Raw genomic sequence first — 22,328 nt, forward strand, 5'->3', positions numbered from 1 at the left:
GTCTCGAAAGGCCGATGGCGGTTCCCAGGTGGCCCAGGAACCGCCATCAATGGACTTTTCTGTCCGGAGACTACGGAGCCGGAACCAGTTCCGGAGCGATGGTGTCGTTGAAGAGGGTCTGAAGGTTGGTTCCCACCAGGCCAATACCAACAAGGGCCGCGATGACGATGAGGGCAACCATCAGACCGTATTCAACGGCCGTTGCGCCCTTCTCTTCACCCGTGAGACGGTTCTTGACGCCGGCGACAAAAGCGATCATGGAGACCAGTGCAGAATTCATTTTCTTGTTCCTTTTGTGAGTGCTGAAATGGTTTTCGAATTTCCCGCGCCCCCCAATTCGGCGTTGCTGGAACTTCGATACACAAAGGAATACAGGAGTCACAAATAGCCACACAACGCGTGGTTGTACTCGTCTTTTTTACTCCACTAACTGGAGGTTACTTGGGGCGAGCGACTGTAATCCTGAGATGTGGAGTACACGGCTACTTGGTGTACTCGGAAACTGCTACCGCGAGAACACCGTAGGCATGAGGATGCGCCCGATCTCGACGCCCCAAAGCACTGTCACGACGCAGCCCAGGAACATGGACGGCCCGAATGGTAAAGCGGTCTTCCGCCCCGCCAATCCGGTTGTAACAAGAAGAACACTGGCAACAGCACCCACAATGAAACCAAGGGCTATACCCAGTATCAAATGCCCGACCGAGAGGTAGCCCAAGTACAAACCAAGTGGTGCCGAAAGCTTTACGTCTCCCATGCCCATTCCGCGGGGAGAAATTAAGGCCAAAATCAGATAAATCACGAAAGTTACGGCACATCCGATGACCGCAGCGAGCAGATTTCCCCATCGTTGGTTCATGCCGGCGTCTAAAAGCAGCAGCACAAATCCGATTCCAAGCGACGGAAAGACTATCTTGTTGGGCAACAACTTGTGTTGGAGGTCAATCCGGGACAGCACAAGCCCAGCTGCGCATAGGAATAGGAATGCTGGCAGCACCCATGACCAGCCGAACCGCCAGGCCATGGCGGCGAACAGAAGCGCCGTTAGTGAAAAACTAACGTGGCTCTGCCAGCGGACCCGTCCCAACTCCAGAGTCGGAAGCAATTGTCGCGCGAGCAGCAGGGCAAGTGGAGCCACAGCAAGCCCCAAGAGCGCACACGCGATTACCAACAGGGAAGCCGGGGGCATTTCAGTCAAAGAGGGCACCTAAGCTCGGAGTTACTCGTGGGCCAAACCGCCGAACCGAGCATCAGGACCGGCGCAGGCTGGCTACCTAGAGCCTATTTTGACCAGCGGCCTCTGTACCCGCTATTCTTGATAGTCGTTGTGCGTGTCCTTTCTCGATGATGCGTGCCCGCTGAGAATCCGGTTGCAGGATAACTACTCCTCGGGCACATTCGAGACCTCTGGACCACTGGATTTCTAGAGCCCTCACCTCTGTTCCGGTAGCGCATAGATAGTAGGTGCACACGCTTACGTGACACCTAAACAAGAACGCCAGAACAAGAACGAGGCAAACACCGTGCGTACGTACACCCCGAAGCCCGGCGATATCAACCGCCAGTGGCACGTCATTGACGCCACCGACGTTGTCCTTGGTCGTCTCGCCAGCCAGACCGCAATCCTGCTGCGCGGCAAGCACAAGGCCACCTTTGCTCCCCACATGGACATGGGCGACTTCGTCATCATCATCAACGCTGAGAAGGTTGCCCTCACCGGCGCCAAGCTCGAGCAGAAGCGCGCTTACCGGCACTCCGGCTACCCGGGCGGCCTGACCTCCGTCACCTACGCGGAGCTGCTGGAATCCAACCCGGTCCGCGCCGTGGAGAAGGCCATCAAGGGCATGCTCCCGAAGAACTCCCTCGCTGCACAGCAGCTGGGCAAGCTGAAGGTGTACCGCGGTGCAGAGCACCCGCACGCGGCTCAGCAGCCCAAGACTTTCGAAATTTCCCAGGTCGCCCAGTAGTCCTGGCCACCAAACAACTTATCTATACAAGGAGAACCGTGGCTCAGAACGAAGAGACCACCGAAGCCGTTGCGGCTGAGGAAACCCTGACCAGCTACACCTCGGAAAGCGGTCCTGCGGAAGCAGAAGCGCCCAAGAAGGAACGCCCGGCACTGACCGTCGCCGGCGCCGCAGTTGGCCGTCGTAAGGAAGCCGTGGCACGTGTTCGCATCGTGCCCGGTACCGGCAAGTGGATCATCAACGGCCGAGAGCTGGCCAACTACTTCCCGAACAAGCTGCACCAGCAGGATGTCAACGAGCCGTTCAAGATCCTTGATCTGGATGGCGCCTACGACGTCTTCGCACGCATCCACGGTGGTGGCATTTCCGGCCAGGCCGGTGCCCTGCGCCTTGGCATCGCCCGTTCATTGAACGAGATCGACACCGAGAACAACCGCGCCACCCTGAAGAAGGCCGGCTACCTCCGCCGTGACGCACGCGTCATCGAGCGTAAGAAGGCTGGTCTCAAGAAGGCCCGTAAGGCTCAGCAGTACTCCAAGCGCTAAACCCGCTTGCCGGAAGCCCGTCCCGCCATTTGGCGGGGCGGGCTTCCGCTGTTTTAAGGCACCAACGCTCCCGGGGTCGTAACAGCCGGGCGCGCAACAACCAAGGCGTACCTCGGCTGGAGCCAGAAGTCAGCTCCACCGGGTCCATCGTCTAAACTTGACCCGATGTCTAGATTATTTGGAACAGATGGTGTCCGGGGCCTGGCAAACGGCCTGCTCACAGCAGAGCTGGCAATGCAGCTGGCGCAAGCGGCCGCCGTCGTACTCGGCCACCAACGCACCACGAACGGTGCCCGGCCGCGCGCAGTGGTGGCCCGCGATCCGCGGGCCAGCGGTGAGTTCATCTCCGCGGCCGTCTCGGCGGGACTCTCCAGTTCAGGCATCGATGTCTATGACGCCGGCGTGCTTCCCACCCCGGCCGCCGCGTACCTGGTGGCCGACCTCAAGGCAGATTTCGGCGTGATGATCTCGGCCTCCCACAACCCTGCTCCCGACAACGGCATCAAGTTCTTCGCCAAAGGCGGCCAGAAGCTGCCTGACGAGGTTGAGGACGCCATCGAGGAACAGATGGGCAAGGACGCGTTCCGCCCCACCGGAAGCGACGTGGGCCGCATACAGACCTTCTCCGACGCCGAGGACCGCTACATCGTCCACCTGCTGAGTACCCTGCCGCACCGCCTCGACGGGCTGAAGATCGTCCTCGACTGCGCCCACGGCGCCGCCAGCGGCTGTTCCCCGCAGCTCTTCAACGACGCCGGCGCTGAAATTGTGGTCATTGGTGCGGAGCCCGACGGCCTGAACATCAACGACGGCGTTGGCTCGACCCACCTCGGCGCCCTGCAGCGTGCCGTGGTGGAGCACGGTGCCGACCTGGGCATCGCGCACGACGGCGACGCCGACCGCTGCCTTGCCATCGACCACGAAGGCAACGAGGTGGACGGCGACCAGATCATGGCCATCCTCGCGCTGGCGCTGAAGGAGTCCGGGAAGCTCAAGGACAACGTCCTGGTTGCCACGGTCATGAGCAACCTCGGCCTGAAGATCGCCCTCCGCAATGCGGGCATCACCATCCGCGAAACTGCGGTGGGGGACCGTTACGTTCTTGAGGAAATGCGCGACGGCGGGTTCAACCTCGGCGGCGAACAGTCCGGACACGTTATTTTCGCCGATCACGCGACTACGGGAGACGGTCTCTTGACGGGCCTGCAGCTGGCTGCACAGGTGGCGCTCACGGGCCGGCCGCTGAAGGAACTGGCCACGGTGATGACCAAGCTCCCGCAGCTGATGATCAACGTCAAGAACGTGGACAAGGCGCGGGCAGGCACGGATGAGGGGGTACTCGCCGCAGTGGCCGAAGCGTCCACGGAACTGGGCGAGACCGGCCGTGTGCTCCTGCGGCCGTCCGGTACAGAGGCCCTGGTCCGCGTGATGGTGGAAGCCGCCGACATGCCGACCGCTGAACGTATCTGCAAGCGGCTCGCCGCCGTGGTGGAAGAACGCCTGGCGGTTGCACCGGCCGTCTAAGCCGGCGCCGTCTGAGCCAACCCGGACCAGTCCGGCCCAAGACTAAAAGTGGTCCGCCTCCAGCCGGAGGCGGACCACTTTCGTCATGTCCAGAAACTACGCCCTGCGACTGCCGTTCCTGAGTTCGTCGCGGATTTCGGTGAGGAGTGCGATCTGGGGGTCTTCGGCGGCCTCCTCCTTGACTTCGGTACCAATACCGAGCCGGCGGTTGCGGCGTTCGATCATGTGGTTCATGGGCACGATGACTACGAAGTAGATGGCGGCTGCCACCAGCAGGAACGAAATGATGGAGGAGATGACGGACCCGTACATGAATCCCTCCCACTGCATCTCTTCAATGCCCTTGGCACTGAACAGGCGGCCGATCAGCGGAGTCAGCAAGCCTTCAACGATTGAGGTCACGACGGCGCCGAAGGCGGCACCCATGACCACGGCGACGGCAAGGTCTACGACGTTGCCCTTCATGATGAAATTCTTGAATCCGGTCAACATAGCTTCCAAGCTAGTGCAGCCCCGTAAACATGATGTGACAGCCAGGTAATTTCGCGGGGCGTGTCGGGCGTCACGCCAGGAGTGGACAATCACCTCATGCTCGCCGAGAGGTCATCGTCGCGAAGAGCCAGGCCCTCACGGAGGATGGCCCCTTGTCCCGGATGCTAGGTGCCGTAGACTCTCGTGTGCCGAAGGGCGGTCGATACTCGGGTGAGGATGGACGGGAATGGTGCACCACCGACTGAAGAAGCATGACTGTACTCTGCACACGGCTGATGTTGTTGAGCGCCTGGGGCTTCTCGTGCCATACATTGCGGAGGAGGAGGTCGGACCGGTTCGGCCGGCCGAGTTGGCGGACTGGATCTCCGTCGAGGCCGAGGACGAACCCGAAATCGACGAACACGGCTGGCTGGTGGACCTGGACGACGGGGTCGGTCTGCTCATTCGCCCCGATCGCGACGACCTGGCGGACCTGTTGGGAGAGCAGGTCGGTGTTCGCTCGGTTGTCCAGCTCGATCGCGAAGTGTTCGCCGTTGAAGCGCCCCGGCTGTGTGCCGATGGACTGCGCGCAGCCGTTATGCAGGCCGTCGCTGCTGCCAACGGGAGGGCCCATGACCTGCATCCGGCGGATCAGCCGGGCGCCCCAGCCGGAGACGGCGTAGCCCCACCCGACCCAGCCGCCACGGCTCAGACAACACATCCGGCACAGACCGTGGAACCTCCCGAGGACGACGATCTGTGCCGGCTGGTCTCCGGGGATGCCGCCAGCGACGGCCAGAAAGTTCAAATATGGGTCAACCGGAACGGCATCCTCATCCTGCCCGCCGGCACCATCCCGCACGGCCCCCTGGACCACAGCGAGAACCCACACTTTCAGCGCGCCACCGTTACGTCAGCTCGTGCGTCCGAACTTGCAAAGCGCCATGCAGGGAGATGGATTCCCTACTCCTTCCTCAGCGACGTCCAACTGTTCCGCCCCGGGCTGGTGCGGCGTCGCTGGAGAGCTACCGTCGTGGAGCGAAGTGGCGCTTCTGCCTCGTTGACCTGGCGAGGGACACGTCCACACGCCCTGCTATTCGGTGTCTACGTCGTCGCCGGGCGCAGCCGAGGACCGGTGGACGGGCTGCCCTAAAAGGACGAGCCGGGTAATTTCGCGGGGCGTGTCGGGCGTCACGTCGGGACTAGGCCACTACCTCAGAAACAACGCCAGGATTAGAGGGCCCGCCGCGCAAAGGAGCGCCACAACAGCCAACCCTCGGACAATTTCAAACCTGGCGGCCACGGACGAATGCTGAACTCGCCAGCACCGGAGGAGGCCGGAGTTTGGCTTCATACGCCAACGCTTCCATCTCGTAGTCCGTGCCTTCCAGCACGGCGTCGTCCCGCAGCAACAGATGTATGCGCTCCTCAATCTCGGGTGTCATTTTGCGGATACCATGCGGGGTTGTCCCGGGTCTCTCAAGGGAGCTCAGGGTCCGCATCCCCTGGACCAAGGCCAGCGTCGCCTTGACCGGATCCGATTCCAGGAACGTTCGGGAGGTCCATGCCACCTTCGCGCGTTCGAGCGGGAATGTCAGCTTCTCATCGCGGCCCTCCTGACGGACTAGAAGCACCACCCGCTGACCGGTGCCGCCCTTGGCGTGGTGGCCGCGGACCTGCGGTTCTGCTTGGATTTCGCGCACGTGAAGCCAGTGAAATGCCGCGACTACACGCGGTCGTGAGCCGCCGCCAACCAGCAGTGCCCCCTCCTTGTCGAAGCAAACAGTAAAAAGCCGGGGCAGGCCCGCAGTAGCTGACCGGGCGAACAGGCCGGGGCGTAGGACACGCAAGGCCTGCAGGAATTCCTCGTCGCGCCGGCCCTGCAGCACCGTGAAGTGGTTCAGTTCGCGGGCCACAAGGAAATACCCTCTCGCCCGAAGATCCAGCAAGGAAGAGAGGCCCAGTGCGATCAGGCAGCCGCCCACAGCCTCAGCAAGGAGAAAAGCACCGAGCCCTTTCCAGGCACTGAGCTGGGGCCCCGCCAATAATTCCGCAACCAAAGGCCACGCCAACCAAAGCGGAATTGCGACGGCAGCAAGCGGGCAAACAACCCAGAACAGGGCTTTTTGCCGTTTAACAGCGGCCGTGGAGTCCTTGCGGGAGATGTGTTTCTCGAAAGCGTCTCCGGCCGTGGAAGGAGACGAAGCAGTGGGAGGGATGGTGACCTCGAAGCTTCCCTTCCCGTCGTCGTCGATGTCTGCGAGGTTGGGCGTATGCTGCTGGTCTCGTCCCGGGGGGCCGGTCGGGTCTGGTTGGGGCTTGTCGGCATACAAACCAACCAGGACGCTGACCTCTGCATCGACATCCACCTTGGCGAGTTCCGCCCGGAGTTCGTCCGGGTCTAAATCCGCCGGTGAAATCCCGAATTTCGCCAGCCGCCCTTTCGCAGCCAGACCCGAGACGCGCGCCGGGTCCGGCGCGGTCGTCAGGATCCACTGGGCGAAGGCGGCGGTCATGCAGTGGCAGTCGTCCTTGGCATCCGCATAAGCGTCCACGCCGGCGTAACCCATCGTCTCGCCGTGGGCATTCTGTATCTTGTTGAAGCTCAGTAGATCCAGCAGGTCGGCGTCAATGGACGCGGCGCTCCGGGGAATTCGCCACAGCGCCGGTGGGCAACAGTAGCGAAGCAGGAAGTTTGCGACGCTGGGCACCTCCGACTGCCAGCCGTTCCAACCGCGAATGGCTGCCAGGCCATCCGGGCTGGTGATGTAGTGCTCCAGAGCCCGGAGGGTCCGGAGTCTAAGCTGCGGCAGAAACTCAAGGACGGCATTCAATCGGTCCGGTTGTGTTCCAGCCCCGCCAGTTGGCCGGTGCGGATCCTCCCGGGCCATGGTAGACAGCCGCTGCACGATGCCGTCAATTTCGCTGTTTGCGCTGGCACCCCCGATGTCCCCCATGCGGGAAATGTACACGGCGGCAGCTGGAGCCTTCCTTGGGCGCGCCGCCGGCCTCCGGCGGCACCCGAGAGCTTCCCTACAGGTACCCCGGCGCCGCTTCCAGCCCGAAGTACTCTTCCAGCGTGTTGATGCCCCGTGCCGTCATGTCCGTCGCGGCCTCCACGCCGATATAGCGCAGGTGCCAGGACTCGTAGTAGTAGCCCGTGATCCCGTGGAACATCCACGGGTACCGGACCACGAAGCCGAAGCGGTGCCCGTTGGCCTTGGCCCACACCGCGGCCGGCTGCTCAGCGAAGCACGGCTGGAAACTACAGGCCCCGCCGCCGTCGCCGATGTCGAAGGCCCAGCCTGTCTGGTGCTCCGAGAATCCCGGCCTGGCCGAGGCGGTGTCCGCCTCGGCCTGGCCCCTGGAGGCAACATAGCTGTTGTACGTCGCCACCTGCGTGCCGTAGGAACGGTAGCCGCTGGCCAGGGTCATGGTCACGCCGTCCTGCGCGGCCGCGGCGAACATCTGTTCCGCGGCAGCCGCCGTCGTGCTGTTCAGCTGGGCAGCTTCGCCGGAAACTGCCAGCGCAACGTTCGGCTGGACGAGGTCCGCCGGCACGTAATCAGCGGGGGAGAGCGGGCGGTGCTTGTTGACCACCAGCCACGGGCTGGCGGGATCCGTCAGGGAGTACTGTTTTGCCAGTCCGGCCGCAGGCGAGGTGGGCGTCGGCGCAGAGGTGGTTGCCGGCGCAGGCGCCGCCACGGTCCCCGGTTCAGTGGCAGCGGCAGTGGACGTCTCCGGCCCCGCCGACGACGACGCAGCCGTCGGCGCGGCGGATGCGGAAGTCCCGGACGGGGAGGACGACGACGGCGGCTGGGTCCCGCCGTCGGGCGTGCACGCTGCGAGGGCAGTCAGCCCCGCGCCGACGGCAAAAAGCTTGGCCACCGACCTCCTGCTCACAGGTCCGGCGGCCAGCACAGATCCGGCGGTCACAGCGCAGTTGTGGCACACCTGTGCTAGACCTTCCGCAGCAGCATGCGGCGGATGGAGTGGTCTGCTTCCTTGGTGAGCACCAGCTGCGCCCGGCCCCGTGTGGGGAGGACGTTGTCCTCCAGGTTGGGCTCGTTGATGCGCTTCCAGATGTCCCGGGCCGTGGTCTCCGCCTCGTCGTCGGACAGCGTCGCGTAGCGGTGGAAGTAGGACTCCGGCTGGGCAAACGCGGTGCTGCGCAGTTTGCGGAACCGGTCCACGTACCACTCCTCGATGTAGGAGGTCTTCGCATCCACATAGATGGAGAAATCGAAAAAGTCGCTCAGCGCCAGTCCCTGCCTGCCGTCCTGGCGGGGGCGGGCGGGGGCCAGGACGTTCAGGCCCTCCACGATCAGCACGTCCGGCCTGCGGACCACCACTTCCTTGCCGGGCACAATGTCGTACGTGACGTGGGAGTACCAGGGTGCCCGGACCTCCTCTGCGCCGCCCTTGATCTCACTCACAAACCGCAGCAGAGCGCGGCGGTCATAGGATTCCGGGAACCCCTTGCGGTCCAGGAGGTGCCGGCGCTTGAGCTCTGCCAGCGGGTACAGGAACCCGTCCGTTGTAATGAGCTCCACATTGGGGGTGCCGGGCCAGCGCCGGAGCATCTCGCGGAGCACGCGGGCGATGGTGGACTTGCCCACGGCCACGGAACCGGCCACGCCGATCACGAAGGGCGTGCGCTGCGTCTGTTCGCCGAGGAACGTGGTGGTGGCGGCGTGAAGCTGGCCCGCTGCCTCCACATAGAGATGAAGCAGCCGGGAGAGCGGCAAATAGACTTCGCGGACTTCCTTCATGTCCAGCGGATCTCCGAGCCCTCGGAGACGGACCACGTCCTCTTCATTCAGAGGCTGTTCCATCTGGGCTGCGAGCCGGGACCAGGTCTGCCTGTCCAGCTCCACGAACGGGGAGACACCCTCTCCATTCGCTTCATTGCGTTGCAAAGTCACGTTAGAGATTCTGCCCTCCGCGACGCTGAGAGCGAAATGGATGGCGACGCAACCGCCGTAAAGGGCGGCTTGCGACCCGTCAAGGAGGCCACGTTCGACGGCGACGGCCCACTCCGCCATATAAGCTTGGCTCTATGTGTGGAATCGTAGGATACGTAGGCCATTCGTCAGGCCGGGTAAATGTTGGCCACGGCGCGTTGGACGTTGTCCTTGAGGGACTCCGCCGCCTGGAGTACCGGGGGTATGACTCCGCCGGCGTCGCCGTGGTGGCTGACGGGACCATTTCGTCCCGCAAGAAGTCCGGAAAACTGAGCAACCTGCTCACCGAACTGGAAGAGCGTCCGTTGCCGGACTCCGTCACCGGAATCGGCCACACCCGCTGGGCCACCCATGGCGGGCCCACGGACCAGAATGCGCACCCGCACCTGGCCGACGGCGGCAAGCTGGCCCTGATCCATAACGGCATCATCGAAAACTTCGCCGAGCTCAAGCTCGAACTGCTCGAAGGCGGCGCCACGTTCGCGTCCGAGACGGACACCGAGGTGGCCGCCGCGCTCCTGGGCGACATCTTCCGGAACAAGCTGGGCGGTGACGCCTCCAACGGCGGCCTGACCAGGGCCATGCAACTGGCCTGCCAGCGCCTCGAAGGCGCCTTCACCCTGCTGGCCGTGCACGCGGACCAGCCCGACGTCGTCGTCGCCGCCCGGCGCAACTCCCCGCTCGTGGTGGGACTGGGCGAGGGCGAGAACTTCCTCGGCTCGGACGTCTCCGGCTTCATCGACTACACCCGCCGCGCCGTGGAGCTGGGCCAGGACCAGATCGTGACCATCACCGCGGACACCGTGGAGATCACCGACTTCTTCGGCGCCCCGGCCCAGGGCAAGGAATACCATGTTGACTGGGACCCGGCCTCGGCCGAGAAGGGCGGCTACCCGTCCTTCATGGAAAAGGAAATCCACGACCAGCCCGACGCCGTCGCCAACACCCTGCTGGGCCGCTCGGACCTCGACGGCAAGCTGACCCTCGATGAAATGCGCATCGACCCGGAGCACCTGAAGAAGATCAACAAGATCATCGTGCTCGCCTGCGGCACGTCCGCGTATTCGGGCCAGGTGGCCAAGTACGCCATCGAGCACTGGTGCCGCATCGCCACCGAGGTGGAGCTCTCCCACGAGTTCCGCTACCGCGACCCGATCGTTGACGAGAACACGCTGATTGTGTCCATCTCGCAGTCCGGCGAGACCATGGACACCCTGATGGCCGTCCGGTACGCCAAGGAACAGGGCGCCAAGACCCTCTCCATCTGCAACACCAACGGTTCCACCATCCCGCGTGAATCCGATGCCGTGCTGTACACGCACGCCGGGCCGGAGATCGCTGTGGCGTCCACCAAGGCGTTCCTGGCGCAGATCACCGCCGCGTACCTGCTGGGCCTGTATTTGGCACAGCTGCGCGGCAACAAGTTCCAGGGCGAGATCAAGGACATCCTGGCCGACCTCGCGAAGGTCCCGGCGAAGATCCAGCAGGTCCTGGACCACGTGGACGAGATCAAGGAACTGGCCCGGTCCATGGCGGACGCCAAGTCTGTGCTGTTCCTGGGCCGCCACGTCGGGTTCCCGGTGGCCATGGAAGGCGCGCTCAAGCTCAAGGAACTGGCGTACATCCACGCTGAAGGCTTTGCCGCCGGTGAGCTCAAGCACGGCCCGATCGCGCTGATCGAGGAGGGCCAGCCGGTGTTCGTGGTGGTCCCGTCCCCGCGCGGCCGGAACTCGCTGCACGCCAAGGTGGTCTCCAACATCCAGGAGGTCCGGGCCCGCGGCGCGAAGACCATCGTCATCGCCGAGGAAGGCGACGAGGCGGTCAAGGCCTACGCCGAACACGTCTTCTACATTCCGGAGACCCCGGTTCTCCTGGCACCCCTGTTGGCCGCCGTGCCGCTGCAGATCTTCGCCCTCGAACTCGCCACGGCCAAGGGTTACGACGTGGACCAGCCACGCAACCTGGCCAAGAGCGTGACCGTAGAATAAGCCGCATGATTGTTGGCATTGGCGTAGACGTCGTAGACATTGAACGGTTCGGCCGGCAGCTGGAACGGACCCCCGGGCTCCGGGACAGGCTGTTCGTCCCGGCCGAGCGCGAGCTGAACACGCGCTCCCTGGCCGCGCGCTTTGCGGCCAAGGAAGCCGTGGCCAAGGTCCTGGGGGCTCCCGCCGGTATGAACTGGCAGGACTGCTGGATCGGCCTGGACCAGAACGGCCCCACCATCCAGGTCAAGGGCACCGTGCTGGCCGTCGCCGAGTCCAAGGGCGTCAAGCGCTGGCACCTGTCGATGAGCCACGACGGCGGAATCGCCACGGCGACCGTCCTGGCGGAAGGCTGACGCGGACTCTTCACCTGACAGCCCTGCCGCGGACCCAGCACCGATTGGACTGAACCAATGATCAGCGCCTATACCGGAACCCAAATACGGGAGGCCGAGCAGCACTTCATCCAGGCAAGCCTGGGCGCTGGCACGGGCGCTGTTCTTATGCAGCGGGCGGCCTACGGACTGGCCAACGCAGTGGTCCGTGAACTCGCGTCGCGCGGCATCCGCCCCTACGGCGCGAGCGTCGCGGTGCTGGCGGGCAAGGGCAACAACGGGGGAGACGGGCTGTTCGCCGCCGCCATGCTGGCGGCCCGCGGAATGCGCGCGACGGCGGTCCTCACCGCCGGGGAAGCCCACCCCGGAGGCCTCGCCGCCCTGGAACGGGCCGGCGGCCGTACCCGCGCCCTCAGCGACCACAACGCAGGCGAGCTGGCGGCGGAAACCGCCCGTGCCGACGTCGTGATTGATGCCGTGCTGGGGACCGGAGCCCGCGGTGGGCTGCGGGGTGCACCGGCGACCCTCATTGGGAAACTCCGGACCGGAGCACACGGCTTTGTGGTGGCCTGCGACATCCCCAGCGGCGTGGACGCGGACAGCGGCGAAGCCTATGATCCCGTTCTGCCTGCGGACCTCACCGTGACTTTCGGCGGGGCCAAAGCCGGACTGTTCGCAGATCCCGGCGCCGATTACTCCGGGCGCGTGCAGGTCATCCCCATCGGCATCGAAACCGAACTGCCTCCGCCGGCGCTGCGGCGCCTGGAATCCGCAGACCTTGCCCGGCTCCTGCCGCCGCCGTCGCGCCGCTCCCACAAGTACTCCCGCGGGGTCCTGGGGGTGGTCGCCGGCTCGCAGCAGTACCCGGGGGCCGCGGTCCTCGCCTGCCGCGGCGCCCTTTCCGCCGGCGCCGGGATGGTCCGGTACCTCGGTCCGCCCGAGCCCACCCAGCTGGTCCGCCAGGCGTGCCCGGAAGTGGTGTGCGGGCCGGACAGCGTGGCTGACGCCCATGTCCAGGCCTGGCTGGTTGGCTCCGGGATCGCCGACGGCGACGACGACCAGCTGCGGCGGGTCCGCGACGCCGTCGACACGGGACTCCCTGTGGCGGCCGACGCCGGTGCGCTGCCGGCCCTGCCGGACGCCCTGGCACCGCATGTGGTGCTGACACCGCACGCCGGCGAGCTGGCGCACGTCCTGCAGCGCTACGGGATCGACCTGGGGCGGCAGGGCGTGGAGGGCGCCACCCTCGAGGCTGTGCGCCGGGCCGCCGAAAGGACCGGAGCCACAGTCCTGCTCAAGGGCGCCACGACCGTGGTGGCTGCGCCGTCGGGCCCCGTGTTCAGCCAGGCCGAAGCCACGCCGTGGATGGCCACCGCCGGCAGCGGGGACGTGCTGGCCGGGATACTCGGCGCCCTGCTGGCCCAGCACTCCGACGAAGAGGAAAGATTTGCCGCCTCCGGCATCTCCCCGGATCAGCGCTGGGCGGCCATCGGCGCCATGGCGGCAAGCCTGCACGGCCGTGCCGGGACCCTTGCCTCAGCCGGCGGCCCTGTGACCGCCGGCGCAATCGCAAACTACCTGTCCGAGGTGATGCGGACGCTGTAACGATCGGCCGCCAAGCGCGGGAAATTAATAGTAATCCTACTTACTAGTAGTCTGTCTAAGATTTGTTCGTTCGCACGAGGAGTACACATGGAAGTCTGGCCCGGATCGGCATACCCGCTGGGAGCCACCTTTAACGGCACTGGCACGAATTTTGCGCTGTTCAGCGAGAGAGCCGAAAAGGTGGAACTGTGCCTCTTCGACGAAGACGGTGTTGAGTCGCGGATCGAGCTCCTTGAAGTAGACGGCTACGTCTGGCACTGCTACCTGCCCCACATCCAGCCGGGACAGAAATACGGCTACCGCGTCCACGGCCCGTACGATCCCGACTCCGGGAACCGGTTCAACCCGAACAAGCTGCTACTGGACCCGTATGCCAAGGCCGTGCACGGCCAGATTGACTGGGACCCCGCCCTGTTCTCCTACAACATGGGCGATCCCGATTCCCGCAACGACGCCGACTCCGCGCCGCACATGATGATGGGCGTGGTGATCAACCCGTTCTTCGACTGGAACGGCGATCACGCCCTCCGCGTGCCGTACCACAAATCGGTGATCTACGAGGCCCACGTCAAGGGCCTGACCCAGCTGCACCCCGAAGTTCCGGAGGACCAGCGCGGCACGTACGCCGGTGTGGCCCACCCCTCGGTCATCTCCCACCTGCAAAAGCTGGGCGTCACCGCGATCGAGCTCATGCCCGTGCACCAGTTCGTCAACGACGGCATCCTCCAAGACAAGGGCCTCAACAACTACTGGGGCTACAACACCATCGGGTTCTTCGCCCCGCACAACACCTACAGCTCCACGGGGGACGTCGGGCAGCAGGTCCAGGACTTCAAAGCCATGGTCCGCTCGCTGCACCAGGCAGGCATCGAAGTGATCCTCGACGTCGTGTACAACCACACCGCCGAAGGCAACCACCTGGGCCCCACGCTGTCCTTCAAGGGCATCGACAACGCCGCCTACTACCGGCTCATGGACGGCGACGAGAAGCACTACATGGACTACACGGGCACTGGTAACTCGCTCAACGTCCGGCACCCCCACTCCCTGCAGCTGCTCATGGATTCCCTGCGCTACTGGGTCACCGAAATGCATGTGGACGGCTTCCGGTTCGACCTCGCCTCCACCCTGGCCCGCGAATTCTACGACGTGGACAAGCTGTCCACCTTCTTCGAACTCATCCAGCAGGACCCCGTGGTGTCGCAGGTCAAGCTCATTGCCGAACCCTGGGACGTCGGCCCCGGCGGATATCAAGTGGGCAACTTCCCACCGCAGTGGACGGAATGGAACGGCCAATACCGGGACACTGTCCGCGACTTCTGGCGGGGAGAACCGTCCACCCTGGGCGAGTTCGCCTCCAGGATCACCGGCTCCGCCGACCTCTACGAGCATTCCGGACGCCGGCCGGTGGCATCCATCAACTTCGTCACGGCCCACGACGGCTTCACCCTGTCGGACCTGGTGTCCTACAACGAGAAGCACAACGACGCCAACGGCGAAGGCAACAACGACGGCGAATCCCACAACCGTTCCTGGAACTGCGGCGCCGAAGGCCCCACCGACGACCCCAAGGTCCTGGCCCTCCGTGCCCGGCAGCAGCGCAACTTCATCGCCTCGCTGCTGCTCTCCCAGGGTGTCCCCATGCTGCTGCACGGCGACGAACTGGGGCGCACCCAGCAAGGCAACAACAACGGCTACTGCCAGGACTCCGAACTGACCTGGATCAACTGGGACAACGTGGACCAGCCGCTCGTGGAGTTCACGGCCGCCGTCAACGCACTCAGGCACAGGCACCCCACGTTCCGCCGCAGCAAATTCTTCGACGGCAGGCCGGTGCTCCGCGGCGAGGGAGAAAGGCTTCCGGACATCGAATGGCTGGACGTTGACGGTTCCACCATGAAGCCCGAGGACTGGGACAGCGGCTTGGGCCGGTCCATTGGCGTATTCCTCAACGGTGACGGCATCCAGGGCCTGGACGAGCGGGGGCGGCGGATCACCGACGTCAACTTCGTGCTGTACTTCAATGCGAACGTCGAAGAAGTGAAGTTCACCCTGCCATCGGACGAACACGCCCCGGCCTGGGACGTCATCATCGACACCGCCGGGCACAACGCCGACACCGAACCCGTCGAAGCAGGCGGCGTCCTGGCCGTCGACGCCAAGTCCCTGGTGGTACTCCGCGCGCACAGCACCCCGGAAGTCGAGCCGGACCACTCCGTGGCGGCTTCGCTCGCGGCCCTGTCCCAGACCTCCACCAGCGAGACTGCGGCGCTGACCAGCCCCATGATCGCGGAGCCGGGGCAAGTCAAGAAAACCAAGAGGAAGCCGGCGGAGTCATGAAGACGCCCGTCTCCACATACCGGCTCCAGATCCGCCCTTCGTTCACGCTCCAGGACGCCGCCGCCGCAGTGCCCTACCTGAAGTCGCTGGGCGCGGACTGGGTCTACCTCTCCCCGATCCTGACGGCGGAAAAGGGCTCGGACCACGGTTACGACGTCACCGATCCGTCCACCGTCGACCCCGACCGCGGCGGCCCGGAGGGGCTCGAGGCGCTGTCCCGGGCAGCCCGGGACGCCGGCATGGGCGTGCTGGTGGACATCGTGCCCAACCATGTGGGAGTGGCATCGCCGTACCAGAATCCCTGGTGGTGGTCGCTGCTCAAGGAAGGCAAGCAGTCGCGTTACGCCGAGGCGTTCGACGTCGACTGGGACTTCGCCGGCGGCCGCGTCCGGCTGCCTGTGCTGGGCAGCGATGACGACCTCGACAAGCTGGAAATCCGCGACGGCGAACTGCGCTACTACGACCACCGGTTCCCGCTGGCGGACGGCAGCTACTCCGAAGGGGATGACCCCCGCGACGTCCACGCCCGGCAGAACTACGAACTGGTGGGCTGGCGCCGCGCGGACAACGAGCTCAACTACCGCCGCTTTTTCGCCGTCAATACGCTGGCCGGCGTCAGGGTGGAAATCCCCCGGGTGTTCGACGAGGCGCACGAGGAGGTAGTCCGCTGGTTCCGCGAGGGGCTGGCGGACGGGCTCCGGATCGACCACCCGGACGGGCTGGCGGACCCTGAGGGCTACCTCCGGCGGCTCCGCGAAGTAACCGGCGGTAGGTACCTTCTGATCGAGAAGATCCTGGAACCGGGCGAGGAACTTCCGGCCTCCTTCGAATGCGAGGGGACCACCGGCTACGACGCCCTGGCGGACGTGGACCGGCTCTTCGTCGACGCCGAGGCCCAGACGGCCCTGGACCAGCTCGACGGCAGGCTCCGCGGCGGCGAACCCGCTGACTACCAAGAGATGATCCGCGGGACCAAGCGCAGGATCACCGACGGCATCCTGCACTCGGAGATCCTGCGGCTGGGACGCCTGGTTCCGGCGGGAACGGACCTCGACAGCGGACGTGCGGCGGATGCGCTGTCCGAGATCATCGCCGCCTTCCCGGTGTACCGGACCTATCTTCCGTTCGGGGAGGAAGTCCTGAAGGAAGCCTGCAGCCTGGCTGCGCGGAACCGGCCCGATCTTGCACAGACGGTGGAGCTGCTGCAGCCGCTGCTGCTGGACGCCGGTTCGGCGCTGGCGCAGCGGTTCCAGCAGACGTCCGGCATGGTGATGGCCAAGGGCGTGGAGGACACCGCGTTCTTCCGCTACACCCGGCTGGGGACCCTGACGGAGGTGGGCGCCGATCCCACCGAGTTCGCCCTCGACCCGGCGGAGTTCCACCGCCGCATGTTACGGCGGGAAGCCGAACTGCCGCTCTCCATGACCACGCTCAGCACGCACGACACCAAGCGCAGCGAGGACACCCGGGCCCGGATTTCGGTGATCTCCGAATTCGTGGCGGAATGGGACAAGGTACTGACCAGGCTGCAGGAACTGGCCCCGCTGCCCGACGGGCCGTTGGCCAGCCTCCTGTGGCAGGCCATCGCCGGCGCCTGGCCGGCTTCCCGGGAACGCCTGCAGAAGTACGCCACCAAGGCTGCGCGCGAGGCCGGGAACTCAACCGACTGGCTTGACCCGAACGAAGCGTTCGAGCAGAAGCTGGCCGCCGCCGTCGACGCCGCGTTCGACAACCCGGACGTCCGTGCGGAACTGGAGTCCTTCGTGGCCCTCCTGGAGCCGTACGGCGCCGCGAACGCACTATCCGCGAAACTGGTGCAGCTGACCATGCCGGGAGTGCCGGACGTGTACCAGGGCACCGAGTTCTGGGACCGTTCCCTCACCGATCCGGACAACCGCCGGACTGTCGACTTTGCGGCCAGGCAGCGGGCATTGGCCGCCCTCGACGCCGGTGAGCGTCCGGCGTCGTACCAGGATGACGCCGCCAAACTGCTGGTGGCATCGCGGGCACTCCGGCTCCGGCGTGACCGTCCTGAGCTTTTCACCGGCTACACGGCACTCGCCGCGGCCGGCCCGGCAGCGGCGCACCTGGTGGCCTTCAGCCGCGGAACCGGCTTGACCGGTGCCGTCACGCTGGCCACCCGGCTGCCGCGCCGGCTGGAACAGTCAGGCGGCTGGCGGGACACCTCGGTGACCCTCCCGGCTGCGATGACCGATGAGCTCACAGGCGCCAGCTTCGGGCCCGGGCAGGTGTCCGTTGCGGACGTCCTGGCCACGTACCCCGTTGCCCTGCTCGTCCCCGCCAGCCCTGCCACCTCCACAGGAACGGAGAACCACGGATGACGTCCACTGCAAGCCGAAGCCATCGTTTCGATATCTGGGCACCCGACGTCAACGCCATCACCCTGGTGGCGGACGGCTCTGAATACCCGATGAGCCAGCGCGGCGGGGGCTGGTGGACTGCCCCCGGTGCCCCCTCCGAGGGCGAGGTTGACTACGGCTACCTGCCCGGAACGGACACCACTCCGCTGCCGGATCCCAGGTCCCGCCGCCAGCCGGAGGGCGTCCATTCGCTGTCCCGCACCTTTGAACCGTCCGCCCATAAGTGGGCGGACGGGGACTGGCGGGGCCGGGAGCTGCAGGGCGCCGTCATCTACGAACTGCACATCGGCACCTTCACCACCGAGGGCACCCTTGAGGCCGCGGCCGGAAAGCTGGGCTACCTCAAGGAGCTCGGCGTCGACTTCGTGGAACTCCTCCCCGTCAACGGCTTCAACGGCACCCACAACTGGGGCTACGACGGCGTCCTCTGGTACACCGTCCATGAGGGCTACGGCGGGCCTGCCGCCTACCAGCGCTTCGTGGACGCGGCGCACCGCGCGGGCCTGGGTGTCATCCAGGACGTGGTGTACAACCACCTGGGGCCGAGCGGGAACTATCTGCCGCGCTTCGGGCCCTACCTGAAGTCGGGGGAGGGGAACACCTGGGGCGACTCGGTCAACCTGGACGGCGGCGGGTCCGACGAGGTGCGCCGCTATATCCTCGACAACGCGGCCATGTGGCTCCGCGACTACCACGTGGACGGGCTGCGGATCGACGCCGTGCATGCCTTCAAGGACGAACGTGCGGTCCATCTCCTGGAGGAATTCGGCGCCCTGGGCGACGCCGTGTCCACCGAAACCGGCCGGCCGATCACCATGATCGCCGAATCGGACCTCAACAACCCCCGCCTGCTGTACCCCCGGGACGTCAACGGGTACGGCCTTGAGGGTCAGTGGAGCGACGATTTCCACCACGCGGTCCACGTGAACATCAGCGGGGAAACCGAGGGGTACTACAGCGACTTCAACTCGCTGGGCGCCCTGGCCAAGGTCCTGCGCGTCGGGTTCTTCCACGACGGCAGCTACTCCAGCTTCCGCGGCCGGCACCACGGACGGCCCATCAACACCGGGCTGGTGCACCCTGCCGCCCTGGTGGTGTGCAGCCAGAACCACGACCAGATCGGCAACCGCGCCACCGGCGACAGGCTGTCCCAGTCGCTCTCCTACGGGCAGCTGGCCCTGGCCGCCGTCCTCACGCTGACGTCCCCGTTCACCCCCATGCTCTTTATGGGGGAGGAATACGGCGCCACCACGCCCTGGCAGTTCTTCACCTCGCACCCCGAGCCGGAGCTGGGCAAGGCGACGGCGGAAGGCCGGATCAAGGAGTTCGAGCGCATGGGGTGGGATCCCGCCGTCGTGCCTGACCCCCAGGATCCGGAAACCTTCCGGCGTTCAAAACTGAACTGGGGTGAGGCCACGGAGGGCGACCACGCCCGCCTCCTGGAGCTCTACCGCTCACTGACCGCGCTGCGGCGCAGTACTCCGGAACTCGCAGGCCTGGGGTTCACTGACACCGCGGTGGACTACACCGAGGAGGAGGGCTGGCTGCGGTTCCGGCGCGGAGACGTGCACGTGGTGCTGAACTTCTCGGAACAGACGGTCAAGCTCGACGACGCCGGCGGAACCCTGCTGCTCTCCACCGATGAGGCAACACAGCCGGACGGCGCCTCGCTGGTGCTGGCACCCTGGAGTGCGGCCATTCTGCGGGCCTAACCGCCGGATCCGCTTTGCTGTTGCGCCGCGGGCTGTTCATGTCAGCCCGCGGCGTAACAACGGACTTGTTGGCTGTAGCCTGCGTCACAGCTGGCAGGATAGATCATATGACTTATTCGGCAGCGGACAACCGCTATGAATCCATGCCCTACCGCCGCGTCGGACGCAGCGGCCTCAAGCTACCGGCCATCTCCCTTGGCCTCTGGCACAACTTCGGCGACGACAAGCGTTTCGATGAGCAGCGCGCCATCCTCCGCCGCGCCTTCGACCTGGGCGTCAACCACTTTGACCTGGCCAACAACTACGGCCCGCCGGACGGCTCCGCCGAAACCAACTTCGGCCGCCACCTCCAGGACGATTTCAAGCCCTACCGCGACGAGCTGGTCATCTCCACGAAGGCCGGCTACTACATGTGGCCCGGCCCGTACGGCGAGTGGGGCTCCCGCAAGTACCTGATCTCCAGCCTGGACCAGTCCCTGCAGCGCATGGGCCTGGACTACGTGGACATCTTCTACAGCCACCGCCCGGATCCGGAAACACCCATGGAGGAAACCATGGGCGCGCTGGACTACGCCGTGCGCTCCGGCAAGGCCCTCTACGCTGGCATCTCCTCCTACACACCCGAGCAGACCATCGAGGCGGCCCGGATCCTCAAGGAGCTCGGCACCCCGCTGCTCATCCACCAGCCCAGCTACTCCATGCTGAACCGCTGGACCGAGAACGGAACGCCGAACCTTTACGAGGCGCTCGAAGAGGTTGGTGCGGGTTCCATCGCGTTCTCGCCGCTGGCCCAGGGCATGCTGACCGACCGCTACCTGAACGGCATCCCGGCCGATTCGCGTGCGGCCAAGGAACGGTTCCTGTCCGAGTCGTCCCTGACCGAGGACAAGCTGGACCGCGTCCGCGGACTCAACAAGATCGCGGCCGACCGCGGGCAGTCGCTGGCGCAGATGGCCATCGCCTGGATCCTCCGCGACCAGCCCAAGGGCACACCTGTCACGTCCGCCCTGGTGGGGGCGTCCAGCGTCAAGCAGCTGGAGGACACGTTGTCCGCCATCAACAACCTGGCGTTCTCGCAGGAGGAGCTGAAGGCGATCGACGAGTTCGCCGTCGAATCCGATATCAACCTCTGGGCGCAGAAGTAGCCAACGCGTAACAGAGCCGCCGGGGCTGGCGGGAACATCTCCGGCCCCGGCGGTGTTAGCTAGAATGCAAGGGCGCCCAATGGCGCTGTGCCCATCAGCCGCCGCCGCACATCAGAGTGCAGCCGCGCCGGGCACGTGAAGTTTGTTCTCAAAGGAGTTCCGTGTCTTCAAATCCGATTCGTGTTGCCATTGTCGGTGTGGGTAACTGCGCCGCATCCCTGGTCCAGGGTGTCCACTACTACCGGGATGCCGACCCCCAGGCAACGATTCCCGGTCTGATGCACGTGGAGTTCGGCAAGTACCACGTCAACGACGTTGAATTCGTTGCAGCCTTCGATGTCGACGGCAAGAAGGTCGGCGTTGACCTGGCCGACGCCATCCTGGCCAGCGAAAACAACACCATCAAGATTGCCGACGTTCCGCCCACCGGCGTGACCGTCCAGCGCGGCCACACCCTGGACGGCCTCGGCAAGTACTACCTCGAAACCATTGAGCAGTCCCCTGCAGAGCCGGTCGACGTTGTCCAGGCCCTCAAGGACGCCAAGGTTGACGTCATGGTCTGCTACCTGCCCGTCGGGTCGCAGGAAGCTGCCGAATTCTACGCCCAGGCCGCGATCGATGCCGGTGTGGCCTTCGTCAACGCGCTGCCCGTGTTCATCGCCGGCACCAAGGCGTGGGCGGACAAGTTCACCGCGGCCGGCGTCCCCATCGTGGGCGACGACATCAAGAGCCAGATCGGTGCCACCATCACGCACCGCGTCATGGCCAAGCTCTTCGAAGACCGCGGCGTCACGCTGGACCGCACCTACCAGCTGAACGTCGGCGGCAACATGGACTTCAAGAACATGCTGGAACGCGACCGCCTCGAGTCCAAGAAGATCTCCAAGACCCAGGCCGTCACGTCCAACGTCGAAGCCGAACTGGCCGCCAAGGACGTCCACATCGGCCCATCCGACTACGTCCAGTGGCTCGATGACCGCAAGTGGGCCTTCGTCCGCCTCGAAGGCCGCAACTTCGGCGACGCTCCGGTTTCGCTCGAATACAAGCTTGAGGTCTGGGACTCACCCAACTCCGCCGGCGTGATCATCGACGCCATCCGCGCCGCCAAGATCGGCCTGGACCGCGGCATCGGCGGCCCGCTGCTCTCCGCATCGAGCTACTTCATGAAATCCCCGCCGGAGCAGTTCAACGACGACCTCGCCCGTGAAAAGGTCGAGGCCTTCATCCGCGGAGACCTGGAGCGCTAAGCCCCACCACCCACCCCGGACGCTCTCTCACTTCCTGCACGGTTTTGGGCGATCCTCTCTCACTTCCTGCAGGTTTTGGCTTAACGCTCTCTCACTTTGGTGGGGGA

18 protein-coding genes are annotated in these 22,328 nt (G+C 65.3%); 12 read left to right on the forward strand and 6 right to left on the reverse strand.

Features of this window, described 5'->3' with window-relative positions; translation table 11 throughout:
* Positions 1-70 precede the first annotated feature (70 nt).
* Both J2S97_RS00880 and J2S97_RS00885 read right to left on the reverse strand, forming a co-directional pair.
* Positions 71-280 carry a Flp family type IVb pilin gene (locus tag J2S97_RS00880; protein WP_307045667.1) on the reverse strand — a complete coding sequence of 70 codons (210 nt, stop codon included), beginning with the start codon at positions 278-280 and terminating at the stop codon, positions 71-73.
* Positions 281-505: 225 nt separating this feature from the next.
* The gene (locus J2S97_RS00885; RefSeq protein WP_307046519.1) at positions 506-1,189 is read right to left on the reverse strand and encodes a prepilin peptidase; all 684 of its coding nucleotides are present in this window, start codon (positions 1,187-1,189) and stop codon (positions 506-508) included.
* A gap of 334 nt (positions 1,190-1,523) precedes the next feature.
* Between J2S97_RS00885 and rplM the strand changes: the two genes are divergently transcribed.
* The 3 genes from rplM to glmM all read left to right on the forward strand — a co-directional run bounded on the left by rplM (position 1,524) and on the right by glmM (position 4,036).
* Positions 1,524-1,967, forward strand: coding sequence for a 50S ribosomal protein L13 (gene rplM, locus J2S97_RS00890; RefSeq protein ID WP_078027203.1), 444 nt, complete (start codon positions 1,524-1,526; stop codon positions 1,965-1,967).
* A 38-nt stretch (positions 1,968-2,005) separates the two neighbouring features.
* On the forward strand, positions 2,006-2,512 hold the full coding sequence (gene rpsI, locus J2S97_RS00895) for a 30S ribosomal protein S9 (RefSeq protein WP_104172070.1): 507 nt from the start codon (positions 2,006-2,008) through the stop codon (positions 2,510-2,512).
* A 165-nt stretch (positions 2,513-2,677) separates the two neighbouring features.
* The gene (glmM, locus tag J2S97_RS00900; protein WP_307045669.1) at positions 2,678-4,036 is read left to right on the forward strand and encodes a phosphoglucosamine mutase; all 1,359 of its coding nucleotides are present in this window, start codon (positions 2,678-2,680) and stop codon (positions 4,034-4,036) included.
* Between the two features lie 96 nt (positions 4,037-4,132).
* On the opposite strand, the gene mscL is transcribed toward glmM, so the two are convergent.
* The gene (gene mscL, locus J2S97_RS00905) at positions 4,133-4,528 is read right to left on the reverse strand and encodes a large conductance mechanosensitive channel protein MscL (RefSeq protein ID WP_307045671.1); all 396 of its coding nucleotides are present in this window, start codon (positions 4,526-4,528) and stop codon (positions 4,133-4,135) included.
* Positions 4,529-4,754: 226 nt separating this feature from the next.
* On the opposite strand from mscL, the gene J2S97_RS00910 reads away from it, so the two are divergent.
* A complete protein-coding gene (locus J2S97_RS00910; RefSeq protein WP_307045675.1) occupies positions 4,755-5,660 on the forward strand; it encodes a hypothetical protein in 906 nt (301 codons plus the stop codon).
* A gap of 133 nt (positions 5,661-5,793) precedes the next feature.
* On the opposite strand, the gene J2S97_RS00915 is transcribed toward J2S97_RS00910, so the two are convergent.
* From J2S97_RS00915 to coaA, 3 genes are all read right to left on the reverse strand, one after another.
* Positions 5,794-7,464: a hypothetical protein gene (locus J2S97_RS00915; protein WP_307045676.1), complete on the reverse strand. Its 1,671-nt coding sequence runs from the start codon at positions 7,462-7,464 to the stop codon at positions 5,794-5,796.
* A 76-nt stretch (positions 7,465-7,540) separates the two neighbouring features.
* Positions 7,541-8,461, reverse strand: coding sequence for a M15 family metallopeptidase (locus J2S97_RS00920; protein ID WP_307045678.1), 921 nt, complete (start codon positions 8,459-8,461; stop codon positions 7,541-7,543).
* A gap of 5 nt (positions 8,462-8,466) precedes the next feature.
* A complete protein-coding gene (coaA, locus tag J2S97_RS00925) occupies positions 8,467-9,441 on the reverse strand; it encodes a type I pantothenate kinase (protein WP_307046521.1) in 975 nt (324 codons plus the stop codon).
* 125 nt (positions 9,442-9,566) lie between these two features.
* Between coaA and glmS the strand changes: the two genes are divergently transcribed.
* The 8 genes from glmS (at position 9,567) to J2S97_RS00965 (ending at position 22,221) form a co-directional block, all read left to right on the forward strand.
* Positions 9,567-11,459 carry a glutamine--fructose-6-phosphate transaminase (isomerizing) gene (gene glmS, locus J2S97_RS00930; protein ID WP_307045680.1) on the forward strand — a complete coding sequence of 631 codons (1,893 nt, stop codon included), beginning with the start codon at positions 9,567-9,569 and terminating at the stop codon, positions 11,457-11,459.
* A 5-nt stretch (positions 11,460-11,464) separates the two neighbouring features.
* Entirely contained in the window at positions 11,465-11,812 is a 348-nt protein-coding gene (locus J2S97_RS00935; protein ID WP_011692749.1) for a holo-ACP synthase, read from the forward strand.
* Positions 11,813-11,869: 57 nt separating this feature from the next.
* Positions 11,870-13,396: an NAD(P)H-hydrate epimerase gene (locus J2S97_RS00940; RefSeq protein ID WP_307045683.1), complete on the forward strand. Its 1,527-nt coding sequence runs from the start codon at positions 11,870-11,872 to the stop codon at positions 13,394-13,396.
* A gap of 87 nt (positions 13,397-13,483) precedes the next feature.
* Positions 13,484-15,736, forward strand: a complete 2,253-nt coding sequence (glgX, locus tag J2S97_RS00945; protein ID WP_307045685.1) for a glycogen debranching protein GlgX — start codon at positions 13,484-13,486, stop codon at positions 15,734-15,736.
* Entirely contained in the window at positions 15,733-18,078 is a 2,346-nt protein-coding gene (gene treY / locus J2S97_RS00950; RefSeq protein WP_307045687.1) for a malto-oligosyltrehalose synthase, read from the forward strand. The genes glgX and treY overlap by 4 nt, the downstream gene beginning before the upstream one ends.
* Positions 18,075-19,829: a malto-oligosyltrehalose trehalohydrolase gene (treZ, locus tag J2S97_RS00955; protein ID WP_307045688.1), complete on the forward strand. Its 1,755-nt coding sequence runs from the start codon at positions 18,075-18,077 to the stop codon at positions 19,827-19,829. The genes treY and treZ overlap by 4 nt, the downstream gene beginning before the upstream one ends.
* Positions 19,830-19,936: 107 nt before the next feature.
* Positions 19,937-20,974 (forward strand): L-glyceraldehyde 3-phosphate reductase, encoded by a 1,038-nt coding sequence (gene mgrA / locus J2S97_RS00960; protein ID WP_307045690.1) that lies wholly within the window; start codon positions 19,937-19,939, stop codon positions 20,972-20,974.
* Between the two features lie 161 nt (positions 20,975-21,135).
* Positions 21,136-22,221 carry an inositol-3-phosphate synthase gene (locus tag J2S97_RS00965; protein ID WP_307045692.1) on the forward strand — a complete coding sequence of 362 codons (1,086 nt, stop codon included), beginning with the start codon at positions 21,136-21,138 and terminating at the stop codon, positions 22,219-22,221.
* Positions 22,222-22,328: the final 107 nt, after the last annotated feature.

Origin of the sequence: Arthrobacter oryzae, from assembly GCF_030812315.1 — a bacterium.
Lineage (GTDB): Bacteria > Actinomycetota > Actinomycetes > Actinomycetales > Micrococcaceae > Arthrobacter > Arthrobacter oryzae_B.